The following is an 18,229-nucleotide window of genomic DNA, read 5'->3' on the forward strand; positions in this document are numbered from 1 at the left end:
TAAACGACAGCCATTAAAAACGCGGCGATGAATAATTTCATCGCCGCGTTTTTACAACACGCTAAACGCTTATAGCGTGAAGGTAGGCAGCTTTCGTTCCACTTTTGCAAGCTTCAGTTTAGCTACTTTGGGTAGGCCATTTTCGAACGGTGGGAAATCTTCACCCTGAATAAGCGGAGAGAGGTAGTCTCGGCAAGCAGGCGTAATTGCAAAGCCGTTTTCGCTGATAAAATCCCGCGGCATGAACTTTTCTTGGTTAGCCACTTGTGACAGCGGGGCCGAGATCACATCCCACTGATAGGGAGACTGTGAAATACGGCGTATGGCGGGCATCATGGCATTTTTGCCAGCAAGCGCTAAGGTGACTGCCTCGCGGCCTACGGCATAGGCTTGCTCAACGTCGGTTTTAGACGCTAGGTGCCGCGCCGCACGCTGCAAATAATCGGCCACTGCCCAGTGGTACTTATAACCAAGGTCTTGCTTCACCATGCCCGCAAGCGTTGGTGCCACGCCACCTAGTTGGCGGTGGCCAAAGGCATCGGTATTGCCCGCATCAGCAAGGAAGGTGCCATCTTCATAGCGCGCACCTTCAGAAACAACGATGACACAATAACCATACTTCTGGACGCACTCTTCAACGCGGGCCATGACCGCTTTCCGATCAAAAGAGACCTCAGGGAAGATAATCAAGTGTGGTGGCTCGCCTTCACTTTCTCCCGCTAAACCGCCCGCCGCTGCAATCCAGCCAGCATGACGACCCATCACTTCAAGGACGAATACCTTAGTAGATGTGGCACACATGGACGCAATATCTAGCGAAGCTTCAAGTGTAGAGGTAGCAATATATTTGGCAACGCTACCAAACCCGGGGCTGTTATCGGTAATAGGCAGGTCATTATCAACAGTTTTCGGTACATGGATTGCTGTTAACGGGTAGCCTAGCTTTTCTGAAAGTTGGGACACTTTAAGGCAGGTGTCTGCACTATCGCCGCCGCCATTATAAAAGAAGTAACGAATATCGTGGGCTTTAAAGACCTCGATCAAGCGCTCATATTGGGCACGGTGAGTATCAATATCTTTCAACTTATAACGGCAGGAGCCAAACGCACCGCCAGGTGTATGGCGCAAGGCAGCGATGGATTCATCGCTCTCTTGGGTCACATCGATGAGATCTTCTGTCAAGGCACCGATAATGCCGTTATGACCGGCATAGACCTTGCCAATCTGGTCGGGCGCTTGCCTGCAAGCTTCGATAACGCCGCAGGCGCTGGCATTGATGACGGCGGTAACGCCACCGGACTGGGCGTAAAAGGCATTATGCTGGGCCATGGAAACGTCTCATCTCCTGAAAACGGGTAGTTAAAACAGTATTCAAGCAAAGGAAAATGACTTTCCTTTGCTTGTAGTGATCGTGGTGCGTGTTGAAACGCGTGTCTTTCAGACACGCGTTTACAAATTAACTGCGTACACCGCATAACATGTAGCTGCCGCGAAGTTTAGCGCAAAGCCACTGCAGGTGCATCTTGGTAGCATGCTACTCGGTATCGTCCAGCTCTTGCTCCTGCTGGGCTAATCGCCACCCGCCTAAGTCTTTATAGCGGTTAACCATGGCACAAAAGAGTTCAGCTGTGCGTTCGGTATCATAGCGGGCGGAGTGGGCAGATTTGTTATCAAATTCAATACCTGCTGCACGGCACGCACGAGCAAGTACGGTTTGACCGTATACAAAGCCCGCCAAGGTTGCAGTATCAAAGCTGGAAAAAGGGTGGAATGGGTTGCGTTTTACGTTACAGCGATTCGCTGCCGCGTTGAGAAAACCCTGATCAAAGGCGGCATTATGACCAACAAGTATTGCCCGTGAGCAGCCGTGTGCTTTGATTGATTTTCTGATAGGGCGAAAAATTTCACCTAGCGCTTCAGATTCACTTAGCGCCACTTGACGACGCAGTGGATCGTCAAGATTAATGCCTGTGAAATCGAGGGCAGACTGTTCAACGTTTGCGCCTTCAAACGGGTGAATATGGTACGCATAAGTGGCGTCAGGTAATAAATTACCGTCAGGATCCATAGTGAGCGTCACCGCGGCAATTTCAAGTACTGCGTCACTTTGGGCGTTAAACCCTCCCGTTTCTAAATCGATGACAACCGGCAGATAACTGCGAAAACGTTGTGCCATCAATTCGCGGGCAAATGCCTCGCTCATGCAGCTCTCCTTAGTAAAGCGAGTAATTAGTCAGAATAAGCGGTTTAAGCAACCCCTTTGCTGGGTATGATTCTAGCAGCTTTACCCCTGAGGCGTCGTTGACGGTATTCGCTGAGCATCGAGAGCGCTATACTCGTAGTTTATGTTATTGCACTGCGCCCAGCGCGGTGTTGTTTGGTGAACTACTTTTCATAAACAAGGAGCAAAGAATGTCCGATGTCAAAAAGGTTGTGCTGGCGTATTCAGGCGGCCTGGACACATCCGTTATCGTTAAGTGGTTGCAAGAGACCTACAACTGCGAGGTAGTGACCTTTACAGCCGACATCGGTCAAGGTGAAGAAGTCGAGCCCGCACGCGCCAAGGCTCAAGCACTGGGTGTTAAAGAGATCTATATTGAAGACCTTCGCGAAGAGTTTGTTCGTGACTATGTTTTCCCCATGTTTCGGGCGAACACCATTTATGAAGGCGAGTACTTACTAGGTACGTCTATTGCGCGCCCTTTAATTGCCAAGCGCTTGATTGAAATTGCTAATGAGACGGGCGCTGATGCCATTTCTCACGGTGCAACGGGCAAAGGTAATGATCAGGTTCGTTTTGAATTGGGTGGCTACGCGCTCAAACCTGGCGTAAAGGTTATTGCTCCTTGGCGTTTGTGGGATTTGACTTCTCGTGAGAAGTTGATGGCCTACTGTGAAGAGCACAAAATTCCTGTTGATTTTTCTAATAAAAAGAAAAAATCTCCGTACTCTATGGATGCCAACCTGCTGCATATTTCTTATGAAGGCGGCATTTTGGAAGATCCATGGGCCGAAGCAGAAGAAGATATGTGGCGTTGGAGCGTTTCTCCTGAAGCCGCACCTGAGCAGCCGACTTACGTAGAGCTGACGTTTGAGAATGGCGATATTGTGGCCATCGACGGCGAAGCGCTCAAGCCTCATGAAGTGCTGGAAAAGCTCAACAAGCTGGGTGGCGATAACGGTATTGGCCGTCTAGATATCGTTGAAAACCGCTATGTCGGTATGAAGTCACGTGGTTGTTACGAAACGCCTGGTGGCACAATAATGCTTCGCGCTCACCGCGCCATTGAGTCGCTGACCCTTGACCGTGAAGAAGCGCACCTGAAAGATCAGCTAATGCCCAAGTATGCAGAAGTGATCTATAACGGTTATTGGTGGAGCCCCGAGCGTCGTATGCTGCAAGCGGCGATCGATGAAACACAGAAAAACGTCGCGGGCGTTGTGCGCATGAAGCTCTATAAAGGCAATGCAACGGTTGTGGGACGCAAGTCTGAACAGTCGTTGTTTGATGAGTCGATTGCAACGTTTGAAGATGATGCAGGTGCCTACGATCAAAAAGACGCAGAAGGCTTTATCAAGCTGAACGCATTGCGTCTGCGGATTGCTGCCGGTAAAGGTCGTCAACAGAGCTAAGCATGTTAAGCGGTCAGGTCTATCCTGGCCGCTTTTACGTTGAGGGAGAGCGAATGTTTAAAAAACTATTTTCTGGCCTGTTGGGTGGCGCCGATAAGGATGTCACGGAAGGAAACACCAAAGCAGCTGAGCCGGTTGAATATAAAGATTATTTAATTGTGTCTCAGCCTGATAATCAGAGTGGACAATTTCGGGTGAGTGGCTGGATTCGTAAGATAGATAGCGAGGGGGTAACCCATGAACATCGCTTCGAACGTTCTGATATGCTGCCGGGTCGAGACGCTTGCGATGCGATGATGATTGCTAAGGCGCAGCGCTTTATTGACGAGGTGGGTGAGGAGATGTTTGCACCGGATCCTCGTAACGCTAGCGAAGCCTAGCCAGTCTGCTTTACGTTTCGTTAAGGAGTAGCGTATGCGCATCGTATACCGGGCTTCACCTTGGCGCTCCTTAGTTAGTCATGATGGCTTATTGGATACATCGGCGCTAACTGCTTCACTTCGCGATTTTCGCGCGAATGCCACTATCTTCAGTCCATCCTTATCTGACGCCTATGCCGCACAGCTCTCTTTTGTTGAGACGCTAGTGCGTTATGACTTGCCTGCTTGGCGTATTAGCGAACTCATTAGTGACCACATCGCTTGGCTTTATCGCCAATCGATTGCAATGGCACTGGATGAGATGCAGGCGCAAGGATGGGGGAAGCCGCCAGTAGATTTTTGTGTGCTCACGCTTGGTTCGGCGGCTCGCTTTGAAAGCTTATTGGGTCCTGATCAAGACAATGCGCTGATTATTGACGACTACCCTGACGCTCGACATGTTGAAGTTGATGGTTATTTTCAGGCGCTAGGTGAACGTTTTACACAGCATCTTGATGCAGCAGGCATTCCCCTTTGCCGTGGTCATGTCATGGCGCGTTGGCCAATGTGGCGCAAGCGCTTGAGCGAATGGCAGCAACAATTTGAAATTTGGAGTGCTGACCGACAGGTTAAGCGAGTGCAGCAAACCAATATATGGCTCGATTTTTATCCTGTGGCAGGGAATGCTGAGCTTGCTGAAGCGTTAGGCCAGCAGGTGCGTTCAACTCTCTCAAGCGCCCCCTTGTTTATGAATGAAATGGTGGCATTGCTAGATGAGTTGCCGGTAGCGCTTGATCGGTTTGGACGCATTGCCTCACATCCTGGATTAGCTGCTCCTTATGACCAAGCAATCGATCTTAAGCACCAAGGATTGATGCCCTTAATTAGCGCTGCCCGTTTACTCTGTGTTCGCTACCAGCGAAGTGAGATAGGCACACGTGAACGGCTAACGGCACTCGCCCATTTCACTCGTGCATTGACGAAGGAGCAATCTGCCTTACTGTTAGCTGCTTTTAATCGGATGCAGCACTTGCTTCTAGAGCAACAACGCCATAATAAGTCGCACGGGCAGACAGCCGACGGCTGGGTGGATCTGCGTCGTCTTCGTGATGATGAACGACTACTACTGAAGTTTGATTTGCAGCAGATCAAGGCGTTTGTTAATCAGGTAAAGCGTTTATAGCGATTATTCCGGGGCTGTTTGCGGAGTAGACTCGCTGGGCGCTGCTGGCAGTTCTAGGGTTAAGCAGGCACCACCGAGAGTTTTAGCGTCTTCCACCCAAAGTCTTCCACCAAGGTGAGCAATAATACCGCGACTAATAGGTAAGCCTAGCCCGCTACCTTTGGGTCGTCCGCGCGGAGTCTCACCGCTTTGCTGTATTTGATGAAATTTCTCAAACACGCGCTCACGTTCGTCAGCGCTGATACCCGGCCCGTTATCTTCAACGCTTAATCGAAAATGATTACGGTGCCGATAAAGTGCCAGCCGCACTTGAGGTTGCTGTCGGTCGGCAAATTTACTGGCGTTATCCAGCAAATTAATAATGACTTGCTCCAAGCGGTCCTGGTCACCGACCACCATGGCAGGGTCAGCCTCTAAACTGATATCAAGGGTAATACCTCGATCTTCATGTAAGCGGGCAACTGCATCGATGCTTTGCCTCGCTAGGGCAGCCAGGTCAAGGGTGACAGGGTGAAGCGTCAAGCGACCGCTCTCTAAACGCGCCAGGTCAAGAATTTCCTCGATCAGACGCGAAAGGCGCTGACTCTCATGGACAATAACCCCCAGAAAATGTTGGCGTTTTTCATCAGGTAGTTGTTCGCTATCGCGTAATATTTCAGCAAAGGCCCGTATTGACGTTAGCGGAGTTCGCAGCTCATGACTCACCATGGCGACAAACTCATCTTTCAAGCGATCTAGCTCGCGTAGCTGCTCATTGGCACTGCGTAGCTCGTCACTCACTGCTAAGAGTTCTTGAGATTTTTGCTCGAGCCGACGATTGTATTCTAGAGTTTGAGAGGTGGTGTCTAAAATACTTAAAATCGACTCAAGGTCTAGTGCTTCTCCACGGACCACTGAGTTGATCAGTACGCGCGCTGATGCACTGCCAAGAGAGCCTGCAAGCGCCTGCTCTGAACGGGTAATTAGATCGGCTGTTGCTGGTTCGTCTGAGCGATAGTCGTTTTTATTTATGCTTTGATTAAACACGCGTTGTGTGACTTGGTTACCAAGATAGCGAATAAGTAATTCTTTCAAGGCACCTTGGGTTGTCTGTCCCTTCCATAGAGAAGTCGTTTGCAAGTTAGGGTGTAGCGCCTCAGTGAAAAGGGCGGCTTGGGTTTGTTCGAGAGGCGTAGGGCGGGTAAAAAGTGACACGCCAATCAGCAAACCGACATTCGCTAGCATGCTCCATAGCAGGGCGTGTGAATAAATATCCCAATCTTCCAGACCAAATAGGCGGTAAGGCATTAGCCATGAAATGCCCCACGGCCCCTGTGTAAGAAAGCTTGCATCTAACCAGCCAGATTGAGCAAAGCCTGGCAGCAGTAAGGTATAGCACCAGACTAAAAAGCCTGCAATTAAGCCAGCGGTGGCCCCTTGACGAGTCGCGCTACGCCAGTAAAGGCCAATTAACAGGGCAGGAGCGAATTGAGCCACTCCCGCAAACGAGACAAGCCCGATAGTAACAAGACTGTAGGAGTCCCCGATCAGCGCGTGATACAGATAGCCAAGCAGCAGAATCAGCACAATAGCAATGCGGCGAATACCCAACAGCCAGCCTGCCAGCTCGCCGGACGTGCTCAGGTGAAGGCGTTGTGTTCTAAGTAGTAAGGGCATGACGAGTTGATTACTCACCATGGTAGAAAGTGCAATTGTTTCAACAATCACCATGCCAGTGGCGGCTGACAGACCGCCGATAAATACCAGTAAGGGTAACCCTTCAAGCCCTGCAGACAGGGGCAGGGTTAGCACAAAGCTATCAGAATCACCCGCGCTAGCACCCAACATAAGGCCAGCAAAGGCGATAGGAATAACAAACAGGTTGATAAGCAGCATATAAAGCGGAAATAACCAGCTCGCTCTGGCTAAATGCTGTTCATCGACATTTTCGACCACCAACACCTGGAACTGACGAGGCAGGGTTAAAAAAGCTAAAAAGGCCAGGATTAGCATTCCGACCCAGCCAGTGGCGCCGCCTGGCACACTGCTTAGCCCCATTTTTTCTGCCACGTCAGGCATCGTAGCAACGCTGGTAAATAATGCACTGGGGCCTTCATACAGCACAAATACTACAAAAATGCCGACGGCCATGAACGCAATTAGCTTCACCAGTGATTCTAAGGCAATGGCAGCGACCATTCCCTCATGCCGCTCACTTGCATCGAGATGGCGAGTGCCGAAGAGAATAATAAATACCGCAAGTACTAAAGCGACCCAAAGCGATTTATCCAGCCAGAAACGCTCATCCACTAGCGTGGTATCCGCTGTATTGGGGTAGTTGACTAGCACCGCATGGCTAACGGTGATCGCTTTTAACTGCAGGGCAATGTAAGGCGTTATACAAATAAGCGCCATCAGAGCGACAAGAGCGCCTAAGCTGGTGCTCTTGCCATAGCGAGCACTAATAAAGTCAGCGATGGAGGTAATACGCTGGCGGGCGGCAATGCGGACCATTTTACGAATGACGACAGGGGCGAGGAGCATCGCCAGCGTGGGCCCAAGATAAATAAGCAGGAAACTGGGACCATGCTCAGCTGCGCGTCCTACGCTTCCGTAGAACGTCCAGGCAGTGCAGTACACTGCAATTGATAGCGCATATACCGTAGGTGAGCCAATTAATGATCGACCTTGCTCGGCACGACGATCACCCCAGGCAGCGACTACAAATAGCAGCGCTAAATAGCCAAATGCTGTTCCTAGGATAACTGCATCTGTGCGCATGATCAGCGACCCGACCGTTGTTCCATTAACCATGCGGTGAGGCCAATCACTGTGCCCCAAGCAATAAAGAGATAAAGCGGCAGCCAGCTCATACGCAAAGAGGAGAGCTGGTCAACCATGATAATCAGCGGGGGGCTGAACAGTAAGATAGCTACTGCGAATAGCGCGATTAGACGCTCTAGTTTGCGTGAGCCTGGTTGTTTCATGAGGCGCTGGCATCCTGGCGATCAAATGCATTGGCCTGCAGAGCTAGCAACTGCTCTAACGTGTCCACGCCACGTGCTTCAAGCCGGGGTAACAACGCTAGCCATAATTCAGCGGTTACACGGGCGTCCCCAAGCGCCGTGTGGCGAGTGCCAGGTGGAAACGTAAGGTCGTATCGTTGGGCCAACGTATCTAAATCATGCCCATCTAATGCTTCGTCTAATGCTCTTGATATCAATAAGGTATCAATGACAGGCAGATCAAATACAACCCCCTTGTTAGTAATGGCGAGCATATCAAACGCGGCATTATGCGCTAATAGAACCGCTTCACCGACGTAATCTCGAAAGCGCGTTAGAACAATGTCAAGGGGCGGTGCACCGGCTACATCAGCATCAGTTAAACCGTGTATCGCCGTACTGTTAGGAGGTATGGGACGTTTTGGATCTACTTTTTGATCAAAGACTTCACTGGCTAGTAGACGTGCGTTAACCACCCGACAAGCCCCTAGACTAATCACCGTATCCCCTCGGCGCAGCTCAAGGCCGGTGGTTTCGGTATCAAATGCAACTACCTCAAGACTACGTAACGTGCGGTTAGCCAATTCTTCATCGGGTGGAGGCAGGTCAGCAATGCCGAAGTCATGGAACTCTGGGCGCGGAGGTGCTGTTTCTCGTGGTGCCCCAACGCGATCCATGGCTGGTAGCGGCAGACGCAGGCGCGCATGAACAGCATCATCGTCAGCCAGGCTCCAAATATCGCTGGCATGTTGGCGCAACACATCAGATACCAGCGGATTAAGCGGTAGCGACGGCAGAGGCTGACGCCGCCATTTCGCTAGCTCATGCTCTGGTAAGGGGCTGCCTTGCCAAATTAAGTCCAAATAAACTCGCTTGTTACCAAGGCATATTTCACCTTCAAAATGGCTAACCGGAAGATGAGAATTAAGATGCTTCACTAAGGAATCAAAAAGAACAATTAGTGCCGGTGCGTCGCCTTTAAACCATGCAGGCATACCGACGGGGGTGATTAGCCGGTGTGCTGGATCTAAGCGTTCATCTAAAGCTTGCCAGAAATCATTCGACCACATGGGGGTCAGGCGTTCACCTTGATGTTGTAAATCGTCCAATAGCTGCCCGATTTGACCAACATTATTCCCCAGAGTGGCACTCTCTTCTTGAATCACCTGTTCAAACCGTTGGCGTAATGTAGGGTTATCCGAGCCATTATGGCGCAGCTGTATCAGTGCATCCGCAGCGCTGGTTAGGCTTGCCGTATGTTGGCGTAAGAGGGGGAGCTTAGTAGCAAGTTCCGCTCTAACCCCCATTTCATTTGACCAGGATGCAGTCGCATCGCTAAACGTTAGCAGTGTTTCGCCGTCACTGCCTGGCACACGGCGTAACACAACTTTTAACCAGCGGTTATCACAGGGAGCAAGCAGCTCGCGAGGTGAACCATCCGCTGGTAGCTGGCTAAGAGCTTGTTGCAGGCTGGCAACGGGCAGTAGCGCTTCTAGGCGTTTACCCAAGCCTAACGCCGTGTTATCGACGAAAAAGTCTTCCGCAGCCTGATTGAATAGCATTAAACGGCGATGGTGGTCACATAGTAACAAGGGGGTTTCGAGTACTTGCAGTAGCGTTTCTAATTCACGACGAATTTTGGCGGCACTGCGTGCACCATCTGCGTGAGCGGTAGCCAGTTGGTTGCGGTCAACGCGCCAACTTTCACGCACTCTGCGCAGGTCAGGCCCAAGCCCTTTCAGCCAACCCTCGGGCGGGTGCTCATCACGGGCATCTGGGTTAGCTACTAATCTGGCCAGCTGTACCTGTAAATGACGCAGGGGAGTGAACAGCATGCGTTCTAGTAGCAGGCCAACTAAAAATATCGTTGCACCGCCGGAAAAACTGCCCAGCCAGAGTGCTACCCGGGTAATGCCCGTAGGCGAAAGCTGAGCATCCAGCCAGGCAGCAAAAATAGCGCCCCCCAGTAGGCTGATACCACTTAGTAACAGCCACAGGCCAATGAGTCGCTGACGTTTAGGGAGCCCGTCACGGGTCATTGCGAGTTACCCTTTAGCAGTGATTTAACTTTCTCTATTAACGACTGGGTCGAAAAAGGCTTGGTGATGTAGTCATCAGCCCCTAGCGCCAGGCCTTTCTCGCGTTCAATATCTCGCCCATGTGCTGTCAGCATAATAACGGGCAGTTGGGCAGTCGCTTCTGAATGGCGAAGGTGTTCGAGTACATCAAAACCGCTGATGCCTGGCAGGCTGATATCAAGCAGCAGCAGGTCAGGGGCTGAATCATTGATGCGTTCAAGTGCGGCCTCGCCATCATAAGCAGTGACGACTTGAAAGCCTGCCTGCTCCATTAAAAATTCCAGAGACAGTACAATGTTGGGCTCGTCGTCGACCACGAGTACTTTGGCCATGATGCCCCTCCCCAAAGGTGTCGTTGTTAGGTATTTAATTAGAGTGTATGTAGCGCGGCAGGTTAGGCCAAGACGACCTTGGCCGAATGCTCGCAAAGTACCGTAGCAACCGGCTGCTTTTGCTTAGCTGAATTCAAGCTTAATGGACTTTTAAGTAAGGTGTTTATGCGCGTTTTATTGTTGTCTGCTTATGAGGCTGTTAGTCATCGCTATTGGGCACAAAGCTTGATGGCCGAAGTCGATGATGTGTCGTGGACACTACTTAGCTTGCCGCCACGTCACTTTTCATGGCGAATTCGTGGTAATCCATTGAGTTGGTGGTTAAAAGAGTACGAAACCCTTAGTGAATCTTATGAGGTTGTGCTAGCTACTTCGATGGTGGATATTGCCACGCTCGTTGGCTTATTTCCCCACTTAGGACGAGCTAGAAAGATTATTTACTTCCATGAAAACCAGTTTGCCTATCCAGAATCTAGCGATCAAATTTCCCAAGTAGAGGCCAAAATGGTTAATTTGTACGCGGCTTTGGCGGCGGATACGTTGGTGTTTAATACCACCTACAACCGTGATTCTTTTTTCGACGGCGCGCGGCAGTTTTTAAAAAAATTGCCTGAAAACCTGCCAGCAGCCAAACCGTTAGAGCGCTTACGCCAGCAGGCAAAAGTATTGCCCGTGCCAATCATGCCGCTGGGTGAGACTCCCCACGCTAACACCCACCCACGACGCATTATTTGGAATCATCGCTGGGAGTACGATAAAAATCCTGAGGATTTTTTTGCCGTGCTGTTCAAGCTGATTGAGCAGCAGGTGCCTTTTGAACTAGCAGTGCTAGGCCAGCGCTTTAGGGATGTCCCCGCCATTTTTGCTGAGGCAGAAGAGCGCTTGACGGCGCACACGATTTGCTGGGGGCCACAGCCAGAAGCGGAGTACCGAGCATTGCTAATGGGCGGTGGCATTGTGATCTCCACTACCTGGCACGAGTTCCAAGGGCTAGCCATTATGGAAGCCGCCCAGCGGGGCGCGATTCCGCTGGTGCCTGACAGGCTGTGTTTCCCTGAGCTGTACCCGAATGAGTATCGTTTTGATGGTACGCAAGAGGGGCTTTATCAGCGGTTGCGCGCGTGGCTAATCGACCCCGTTAGCCAACCATCACTGTTGGCTACCGAGCAATGGCAGTGGCCTGAATGGCGTGGCGCTTATCGTGCGTTGTTGATGGAGCATTGAACCACTTGAGACTCACGTTAGTGAATCCAATCGCCTAGTGGGCCAGTGTACTACCGCCGTATGGCGGCGCATTTTTTTAGCCAGAGCAGGGTGTTCGCGCTGAATAACGTGTTCGGCGAAGTCGGATAAAAAGCGCGATTTCAGCTCGGCGCGTGCCCGATCCACGCCGCTATGCTGATAGGGCGTTGAGGCAAGCAGCATAAAGCCATCGTCAGGGATTCTCCCTGCGCGCATGTTCGCATCAATGATGGCGGCGGCAGTGCCAATAGGTTCCGCTAAATTGGGGCCGTAAGGGCCAATAATTAGCGCGGTGTTGGGAAGGTGTAGAAAGTCAAACCCACGACCTATGCAAATCACCCATTCGCGATGTTCAATATCCAATACCCGCTCAGCACTCTGCAAATCAGAGATATGCGCTAGGTTACCCTTAAGTAATGGCAGTAAATCCCGTTGGATTTCTTTAGGCATATCGGGACATACACTGGCAAGCGCTACGGCTAAGTCTTCAACAGGCTGGTTTCGCCAGTCGCGTATATCAAGTACTTCATTATGGTGGCCGTGAATAATCAGCGCATCGCTGTCGGTCTCAAAGCCACACACTAACGGATAAACCTGCTGATAGTCATTGCCGAATAGCTGGCCTGCCTGTTTAGCGATTGCGTAGGCATGGGCTTTGGCGGCTTCAGTGTCACAATCAAACCCTGCACAGCCGCGGGCCTGATGGCCGCTTGAAAAGTGGTAGGTAATCAGCATGAGGGTAGCGTGACCCACGCTTGCAGCGTCTATGACAGCATCGGTTAGCAGTTCCCCTAAATAGGGCCAGCCTAAATCAAAAATACCCCCTAAGTTCCTAAATGGAGTAATAATGCCCAGAGGAGTGCGGGTGGCGTGTGGAATATGAATACGACCATCCATGCACTTCATCACGACGATTGAGGTAGGGTGCTGTGCCCTGTAACGTTGCCGTGCCAGCCACGCACCAGGGCTACAAAAATGCTCAGCGTGCTGTTTGGAGAGATCCAATAGCGCATCAATACGTTGGGCAATGGGCTGGTCATGAAGAAGCTTGGCTGGGGTTGGCATCTTGTTATCTCGTGTTAACAACCAGCGCCCTTAGGCAAGTTCGGTTTTATCTTTATAGTCGCATAAGTCTTCAATAATACAGCTACCGCAGCGTGGCTTGCGGGCAATGCAGGTATAGCGCCCATGCAGAATCAGCCAGTGGTGAGCATCCTGTTTAAAAGCACTAGGAATATGACGCAGTAGCTTTTGCTCAACCTCAACGACATCTTTGCCTTTGGCGATACCCGTGCGGTTAGAAACTCGAAAAATATGCGTGTCCACGGCAATGGTGGGTTGACCAAAGGCAGTATTGAGAATCACATTGGCGGTCTTTCTTCCTACACCCGGTAAGGCTTCCAGCGCCTGACGTGTTTGTGGCACCTCGCCATCATGTTGATTGACCAGCAAGTGACAGGTTTTCATCAGGTTTTCGGCTTTCGTGTTAAATAGTCCGATGGTTTTAATGTAACTCTTTAGCCTATCGATACCTAGATCAATAATTCCTTGGGGCGTATTGGCCACAGGGAAGAGCTTGTCAGTGGCCTTATTAACACCTACGTCTGTCGCTTGAGCAGATAGCAGCACAGCGGCCAACAGTTCAAACGGCGTGCTCCAGTTTAGCTCAGTCGTGGGATGCGGATTCTCTGCCTGTAGACGAGCAAAAATTTCATGACGCTTTTGGGCATTCATAGGATGCTCTCTTGGTTATTTGATAGTGCCGGTAACACGTACTCGACGCTCTATTCGGGGCGCTGTTTTAGCAGGTTGCGCGTGAGCGCTACGGCGTTGATCAAGTACATTCTTTAACGCAATCAATAGCCCCGCAACGAAAAAAGCCCCAGGAGGCAGCACGAAAAACAAAAACTGATAATCATCTACGAACGTGATTTGCCAGTTGGTGGCAATAGGCCCAAATAGCAGCGTCATATCGCTAAACAGTGTGCCTTGCCCAAGCAGCTCGCGTAGAGCTCCTAGCAGAACCAATACGGCACCGAATCCTAGGCCCATCATAAATCCATCGATGGCAGCCGGTAATACTGGCTGGCGGGAAGCGAACGCATCAGCACGGCCTAAAATGGCGCAATTAGTGACAATCAGCGGAATAAAAATTCCCAATACTTGGTAAAGCGAATAGGCAAATGCAGCCATTAAAAGCTCAGCACAGGTAACAAAGGCAGCAATCACCATGACAAAGGCGGGTAGTCTTACTGCGCTGGGAACCTGATGGCGAATCAGTGAAATAGTAGTGCTAGCGCCCACCATGACAAGCAGGGTGGCGAATGCTAACCCCAGTGCATTGACAACGCTACCACTGACGGCCAGTAAGGGGCATAGCCCCAGTAACTGTACGAGAGCAGGATTATTCGACCATAGACCGTTTCGGGCTAGTTCGCGCCACTGACTCATTGGGTGGTCTCTTCAAAAGTGATAGGGAGTTCTGTTTCAGCGGCGTTTTCGGCGACATGTTCGGTGACATAGCTCAGTGCACGCTGGACGGCGTTGACGACTGCACGTGGCGTAATGGTGGCGCCTGTAAAAGCGTCAAAGTGGCCGCCATCTTTACGTACTGCCCATCCACCCGGCGGCAGGCTGTTTAAACTCAAGCCATTAAACTCGGTTATCCAGTCACTTCGCTGGCGCTCAATGTCATCGCCAAGCCCAGGCGTTTCTTGGTGTTGGGTAACGCGTACACCGGTAATGCGTTGCTGCTGATCAATGCCCACCAGTAGCCGAATTTCGCCATTGTACCCTTGACGAGTAACGACCGGCAGAATAACGACCTGCTGATGATCATGCTCAACGTGCCACCCATATTGAGGTTCGCGATGGCCCAGCTGTTCTGGGTTGGGTAATTGAAATGCGCTGTCTAAGACCGTTTGAACCGCCATATCTTTCAAAATGGCTGGTAATACCTCCTGAAGTTGGCGGTGTTGATAGGCTCGCTGATGATCATCGATACGCTCGGCAGTTACCGCCCGAGTCAACGCAACGCTGCCTGCGGTGACTAGAGAGAACATTCCTAAGGCGAAAGCGCCGCGAAGCATGGCTTGGCGGGGTGTCATGTTGAGTCACCGTGCTTTGCATGTTGCTGTGCTTTAGGCTGGCCTGTAGGGCGTGGCACGGTATAAATATCCAGTAGCGGTACACATAAGTTCATTAGTAAAACGGCAAATGCTACTGCATCGGGGTAGCCGCCAAACGTGCGAATAATCATGACCAACGCGCCAATCCCAGCGCCAAAAATAAGTTTTCCTCGGCGGCTAGTCGCTGCTGAAACAGGATCAGTGGCAATGAAAAAGGCCCCGAATATGGCTGCACCTGTGGTTAGGTGAAACAGCGGTGAAGCAAAGTGGCTTGGGTCGCTGGCATAAAAAAGTGTGGCAAGCACTGCCATGCTAACAAGCATTGAAACAGGAATGTGCCAGCTGATAATTCGTTTCGCAATTAGCAACACCCCACCTGCTAACCAAGCCAGCGCTACGTTGCGCCAAGCGTTCAATGCGCCTTCAGGTAACGGTTGACTAGCCCAAAATTCGCTAGCCAGCACCGTTTCACCTTTATGTTTAAAGGCATCTAGCGGCGTAGCCCCACTTAGCGCATCAAGCGTGGAAGCCGGTAAAATGCCGCTGATCTGGGCCCATAAATTGTCGGAGATAAGAGGCTGTGGAGGTGACCATAACGTCATGTGAGTGGGAAATGATATGAGTAGCAGGGCATAGCCTACCATAGCGGGGTTGAAAGGATTCTGGCCTAGACCGCCATACAGTTGTTTAGCAACTACAACAGCGGTAATAACACCTATCCCTATGAGCCACCAGGGGCTAGCAGGTGGTAGCGATGCACCTAACAGTACGCCGGTTAATAACGCACTTGAATCTCTCAGTGCAGGCCGTAACGGGCGCTGGCGCAGTTTTAACACCAGCGCTTCTGCGCCGAGTGCAAACAGGGCGGCTAAAAGCACATTGCTAATAATGCCCAGGCCGAAGTAAAACGTCATCGCGCCAAGTCCAGGCACGGTAGCGACAATCACCCAACGCATTAAATAGGCGGTGGGTGGCATCGTATTGAATGATTCAGTCGTTCGCTGCGAGGCGTGCATCATGCTCATGGCGATTCCTGTTGTGCCATTGTGGCGCGAGCTTCAGCCAGCCGAGTATCAGCTGCCTTAAGATTTTCCTGGGCGGTGGCCAGTTGAGTTTCTAAATCATCGTGGCGCTGGCTTGGGTCTTGTGCTGCGGCCCTTGCGAGGGTTTTTTCAGCTTTTCTCACTGCTGCTTTAGCGGCGGTCTGAGCAATGCGCAAACTGCGCAAATCAACCACTGGTGTGGCACTGTCGGCTACCTTTGAGCTATCTGACGTCTGACGGCTTTGTGCTTGTCTGGCTTGGCGGCGAGCTTGCTTCTCTGCATCCTCGCGCGCCAGCCGAGCCTGACGAAATTCAAATCGATGCTTAGCGTGATCGGCTTTAGCGGTCTCAATACGTTTAATGCGAATACGCTGTTTTGCTAAGCGATAATCCTGCACTAATGGAATATAACTTGGGCAAACATAGCTGCAGGCACCGCACTCAATACAGTCAAATAAGTGAAGCTTTTCCAATGTATCGTCGTTCTCCGCACGGGCATACCAATGCAGCTGTTGCGGAAGCAGCTGGACCGGGCACACGCTTTCACAAGCACCACAGCGAATACAAGGAGACTCCTCGGGAAGAGGGGGCAGCTCTTCACGAGTGGCAGCAATTAAACAGTTTGTCGTTTTGATCACCGGCGTATTAAGTATTGGGAGAGGTGTCCCCATCATTGGGCCGCCCACAATGACTTGATGAAGTTGTTGGTTTGCTACTCCTACCTGCTGAAGCAGCGTTTCAACAGATGTGCCAAGGCGCACCCAGTAGTTGCCTGGCTTTCTGATGGCGTCTCCCGTCAAGGTGACGATTCGCTCGACTAAAGGTTTACCATCACGTACTGCGTATAGCGCTGCCAGCAGCGTGCCGGGGTTGTGGCAGAGAACACCGACATCGGCAGGAAGGCCGCCACTGGGTACATCAAGGTTGAGCAATTTCTTGATCAATTGGCGCTCACCACCGCTGGGATAACGGGTCTCGATGACCTTGATGGTTATGCCTACTGATTGCTGGTGGTCAGGCGGTTGAAAGTGAGAGAGTGCCTTTTTTAATCCATGGATCGCTTCGGGCTTATTATCTTCAATACCCACTACAATCTGACGGGCGCCGCAGAGCTTAGCGACCATTTGCGCACTTTCCAGTATCTCGGTTGGATAATGGCGAAGAGCCAAGTCGTCTGCTGTGATATATGGCTCGCATTCGGCGGCATTAACAACGAGTGTATCAATCCGATGATGATCCGCTATTTGGGCTTTGATATAAGCGGGAAAGCCGGCACCACCAAGGCCTACTAGGCCGCAGCTGTCGAGCCGATCAATGATCGTTTGGTGGTTATCGGCTCGCCAATCAAGTGAGGGCAGCACTTGCCAGTGGTCCAATCCATCAGCATCGATGGTGATGGCGTTATCACTAATCTGAGTCACTGTCCCGCTAATACTGGCGTGCAAGTTGGCCGATACCATGCCGTTTCGCTCGGCAATTAGGCTACCCACCTGAACTGCATCACCGATATCAACACAGGGGATCGCAGAATTACCTGAGTGTTGTTTGAGCGGAAGTGTTACTTGGGTAGGCAGAATCGCGTTTCGAAGCGGTAATTGATTCGAGCGATCTTTACGTTCTGGCGGAGTAATGCCACCTGGGAATTTATAGGCTGGCATGCTGACTCCTAGTTGGCTGTCGATCGCTGGCGATTAAAGGTGCGATGGTGACCACAGGTTGCCATTGGTTGAGAGGCTTGCTTCGAGGCAACATATCAATACAGTCGACGGGGCAGGGCGCAACGCACAAATCGCAGCCGGTGCATTCATCTTCTATCACCGTATGCATTTGCTTTGCAGCGCCAATAATGGCATCCACCGGGCATGCTTGAATGCACTTAGTACAGCCAATGCATTCAGCTTCACGAATAAACGCGACAGTGTCTTCAGTAGCTGCTTCGCCATCTAGTGGCACAGGCTCTCGGCCTAATAAGTCTGCTAATGCGTGAATAGTCGCTTCGCCGCCAGGCGGGCACTTATTCAACGCATCACCCTGATTGATAGCTTCCGCATACGGCCGACAGCCTGGGTAACCGCACTGGCCACATTGGGTTTGTGGTAATAGTGCATCAATCTGCTCTACTAACGGATTATCTTCTCCTTTGAAGCGCACACTGGCCATACCCAGTAGTGCTCCAAACGTTATTCCAATTCCGGTCAACACACCCACTGCACTGAGAATGCTCCACCAAGAAAATATATCTCCCAT

General features: G+C 51.1%; 17 protein-coding genes. 4 read left to right on the forward strand and 13 right to left on the reverse strand.

What is annotated here, in order from left to right:
- Nucleotides 1-69: 69 nt before the first annotated feature.
- Together CR46_RS0110905 and rnt are read right to left on the reverse strand one after the other, a co-directional pair.
- Complete coding sequence (locus tag CR46_RS0110905; RefSeq protein WP_030072771.1) at nt 70-1,329, reverse strand: 6-phosphofructokinase; 1,260 nt, start codon at nt 1,327-1,329, stop codon at nt 70-72.
- A 205-nt stretch (nt 1,330-1,534) separates the two neighbouring features.
- Nucleotides 1,535-2,203 (reverse strand): ribonuclease T, encoded by a 669-nt coding sequence (gene rnt, locus CR46_RS0110910; RefSeq protein ID WP_030072773.1) that lies wholly within the window; start codon nt 2,201-2,203, stop codon nt 1,535-1,537.
- Nucleotides 2,204-2,412: 209 nt separating this feature from the next.
- Here rnt and CR46_RS0110915 point away from each other — a divergent pair, with 209 nt between their 5' ends.
- From CR46_RS0110915 to CR46_RS0110925, 3 genes are read left to right on the forward strand one after another with little or no spacing between them, the layout of a single operon-like run.
- On the forward strand, nt 2,413-3,633 hold the full coding sequence (locus tag CR46_RS0110915) for an argininosuccinate synthase (RefSeq protein WP_030072775.1): 1,221 nt from the start codon (nt 2,413-2,415) through the stop codon (nt 3,631-3,633).
- A gap of 53 nt (nt 3,634-3,686) precedes the next feature.
- Nucleotides 3,687-4,013: an HlyU family transcriptional regulator gene (locus CR46_RS0110920; protein ID WP_030072777.1), complete on the forward strand. Its 327-nt coding sequence runs from the start codon at nt 3,687-3,689 to the stop codon at nt 4,011-4,013.
- Nucleotides 4,014-4,047: 34 nt separating this feature from the next.
- Nucleotides 4,048-5,175: a DUF294 nucleotidyltransferase-like domain-containing protein gene (locus CR46_RS0110925; RefSeq protein ID WP_030072778.1), complete on the forward strand. Its 1,128-nt coding sequence runs from the start codon at nt 4,048-4,050 to the stop codon at nt 5,173-5,175.
- Between the two features lie 3 nt (nt 5,176-5,178).
- On the opposite strand, the gene CR46_RS0110930 is transcribed toward CR46_RS0110925, so the two are convergent.
- Genes CR46_RS0110930 through CR46_RS0110945 form a run of 4 tightly spaced genes read right to left on the reverse strand, consistent with a single transcriptional unit; the run spans nt 5,179 to nt 10,569 of the window.
- A complete protein-coding gene (locus CR46_RS0110930) occupies nt 5,179-7,935 on the reverse strand; it encodes a sensor histidine kinase (protein WP_030072780.1) in 2,757 nt (918 codons plus the stop codon).
- Between the two features lie 2 nt (nt 7,936-7,937).
- Entirely contained in the window at nt 7,938-8,141 is a 204-nt protein-coding gene (locus CR46_RS0110935) for an Asp23/Gls24 family envelope stress response protein (RefSeq protein WP_030072782.1), read from the reverse strand.
- The gene (locus tag CR46_RS0110940; protein ID WP_030072784.1) at nt 8,138-10,198 is read right to left on the reverse strand and encodes a 3'-5' exonuclease; all 2,061 of its coding nucleotides are present in this window, start codon (nt 10,196-10,198) and stop codon (nt 8,138-8,140) included. Before CR46_RS0110940 ends, CR46_RS0110935 begins: the two co-directional genes overlap by 4 nt.
- Complete coding sequence (locus CR46_RS0110945; RefSeq protein ID WP_030072786.1) at nt 10,195-10,569, reverse strand: response regulator transcription factor; 375 nt, start codon at nt 10,567-10,569, stop codon at nt 10,195-10,197. Before CR46_RS0110945 ends, CR46_RS0110940 begins: the two co-directional genes overlap by 4 nt.
- Nucleotides 10,570-10,734: 165 nt before the next feature.
- Between CR46_RS0110945 and CR46_RS0110950 the strand changes: the two genes are divergently transcribed.
- On the forward strand, nt 10,735-11,793 hold the full coding sequence (locus tag CR46_RS0110950) for a tRNA-queuosine alpha-mannosyltransferase domain-containing protein (protein ID WP_030072787.1): 1,059 nt from the start codon (nt 10,735-10,737) through the stop codon (nt 11,791-11,793).
- Nucleotides 11,794-11,805: 12 nt separating this feature from the next.
- Here the strand turns inward: CR46_RS0110950 and CR46_RS0110955 are convergent, their stop codons facing one another.
- The 7 genes from CR46_RS0110955 to rsxB are packed head-to-tail and all read right to left on the reverse strand — an operon-like array spanning nt 11,806 to nt 18,229.
- Nucleotides 11,806-12,876, reverse strand: coding sequence for a carboxysome shell carbonic anhydrase (locus tag CR46_RS0110955; RefSeq protein ID WP_030072790.1), 1,071 nt, complete (start codon nt 12,874-12,876; stop codon nt 11,806-11,808).
- 30 nt (nt 12,877-12,906) lie between these two features.
- On the reverse strand, nt 12,907-13,545 hold the full coding sequence (gene nth, locus CR46_RS0110960) for an endonuclease III (RefSeq protein ID WP_030072792.1): 639 nt from the start codon (nt 13,543-13,545) through the stop codon (nt 12,907-12,909).
- A gap of 15 nt (nt 13,546-13,560) precedes the next feature.
- Entirely contained in the window at nt 13,561-14,262 is a 702-nt protein-coding gene (locus CR46_RS0110965; RefSeq protein ID WP_030072795.1) for an electron transport complex subunit E, read from the reverse strand.
- On the reverse strand, nt 14,259-14,918 hold the full coding sequence (gene rsxG / locus CR46_RS0110970) for an electron transport complex subunit RsxG (protein WP_030072797.1): 660 nt from the start codon (nt 14,916-14,918) through the stop codon (nt 14,259-14,261). Before rsxG ends, CR46_RS0110965 begins: the two co-directional genes overlap by 4 nt.
- Entirely contained in the window at nt 14,915-15,964 is a 1,050-nt protein-coding gene (locus CR46_RS0110975; protein WP_030072799.1) for an RnfABCDGE type electron transport complex subunit D, read from the reverse strand. The genes rsxG and CR46_RS0110975 overlap by 4 nt, the downstream gene beginning before the upstream one ends.
- On the reverse strand, nt 15,961-17,640 hold the full coding sequence (gene rsxC, locus CR46_RS0110980; protein WP_030072801.1) for an electron transport complex subunit RsxC: 1,680 nt from the start codon (nt 17,638-17,640) through the stop codon (nt 15,961-15,963). The genes CR46_RS0110975 and rsxC overlap by 4 nt, the downstream gene beginning before the upstream one ends.
- Complete coding sequence (gene rsxB / locus CR46_RS0110985) at nt 17,627-18,229, reverse strand: electron transport complex subunit RsxB (protein ID WP_030072803.1); 603 nt, start codon at nt 18,227-18,229, stop codon at nt 17,627-17,629. Before rsxB ends, rsxC begins: the two co-directional genes overlap by 14 nt.

This window comes from Vreelandella neptunia, from assembly GCF_000712975.1.
Classification (GTDB): Bacteria; Pseudomonadota; Gammaproteobacteria; order Pseudomonadales; family Halomonadaceae; genus Vreelandella; species Vreelandella qaidamensis.

Coding starts and splice junctions, on each gene's coding strand:
- CR46_RS0110955 (WP_030072790.1), bottom strand. CDS start 12,876: ATGCCAACCCCAGCCAAGCTTCTTCATGACCAGCCCATTGCCCAACGT.
- CR46_RS0110975 (WP_030072799.1), bottom strand. CDS start 15,964: ATGAGCATGATGCACGCCTCGCAGCGAACGACTGAATCATTCAATACG.
- CR46_RS0110915 (WP_030072775.1), top strand. CDS start 2,413: ATGTCCGATGTCAAAAAGGTTGTGCTGGCGTATTCAGGCGGCCTGGAC.
- CR46_RS0110965 (WP_030072795.1), bottom strand. CDS start 14,262: ATGAGTCAGTGGCGCGAACTAGCCCGAAACGGTCTATGGTCGAATAAT.
- rnt (WP_030072773.1), bottom strand. CDS start 2,203: ATGAGCGAGGCATTTGCCCGCGAATTGATGGCACAACGTTTTCGCAGT.
- rsxB (WP_030072803.1), bottom strand. CDS start 18,229: ATGGGAGATATATTTTCTTGGTGGAGCATTCTCAGTGCAGTGGGTGTG.
- CR46_RS0110930 (WP_030072780.1), bottom strand. CDS start 7,935: ATGCGCACAGATGCAGTTATCCTAGGAACAGCATTTGGCTATTTAGCG.
- CR46_RS0110905 (WP_030072771.1), bottom strand. CDS start 1,329: ATGGCCCAGCATAATGCCTTTTACGCCCAGTCCGGTGGCGTTACCGCC.
- CR46_RS0110935 (WP_030072782.1), bottom strand. CDS start 8,141: ATGAAACAACCAGGCTCACGCAAACTAGAGCGTCTAATCGCGCTATTC.
- CR46_RS0110920 (WP_030072777.1), top strand. CDS start 3,687: ATGTTTAAAAAACTATTTTCTGGCCTGTTGGGTGGCGCCGATAAGGAT.
- CR46_RS0110950 (WP_030072787.1), top strand. CDS start 10,735: ATGCGCGTTTTATTGTTGTCTGCTTATGAGGCTGTTAGTCATCGCTAT.
- rsxG (WP_030072797.1), bottom strand. CDS start 14,918: ATGACACCCCGCCAAGCCATGCTTCGCGGCGCTTTCGCCTTAGGAATG.
- CR46_RS0110945 (WP_030072786.1), bottom strand. CDS start 10,569: ATGGCCAAAGTACTCGTGGTCGACGACGAGCCCAACATTGTACTGTCT.
- rsxC (WP_030072801.1), bottom strand. CDS start 17,640: ATGCCAGCCTATAAATTCCCAGGTGGCATTACTCCGCCAGAACGTAAA.
- CR46_RS0110940 (WP_030072784.1), bottom strand. CDS start 10,198: ATGACCCGTGACGGGCTCCCTAAACGTCAGCGACTCATTGGCCTGTGG.
- CR46_RS0110925 (WP_030072778.1), top strand. CDS start 4,048: ATGCGCATCGTATACCGGGCTTCACCTTGGCGCTCCTTAGTTAGTCAT.
- nth (WP_030072792.1), bottom strand. CDS start 13,545: ATGAATGCCCAAAAGCGTCATGAAATTTTTGCTCGTCTACAGGCAGAG.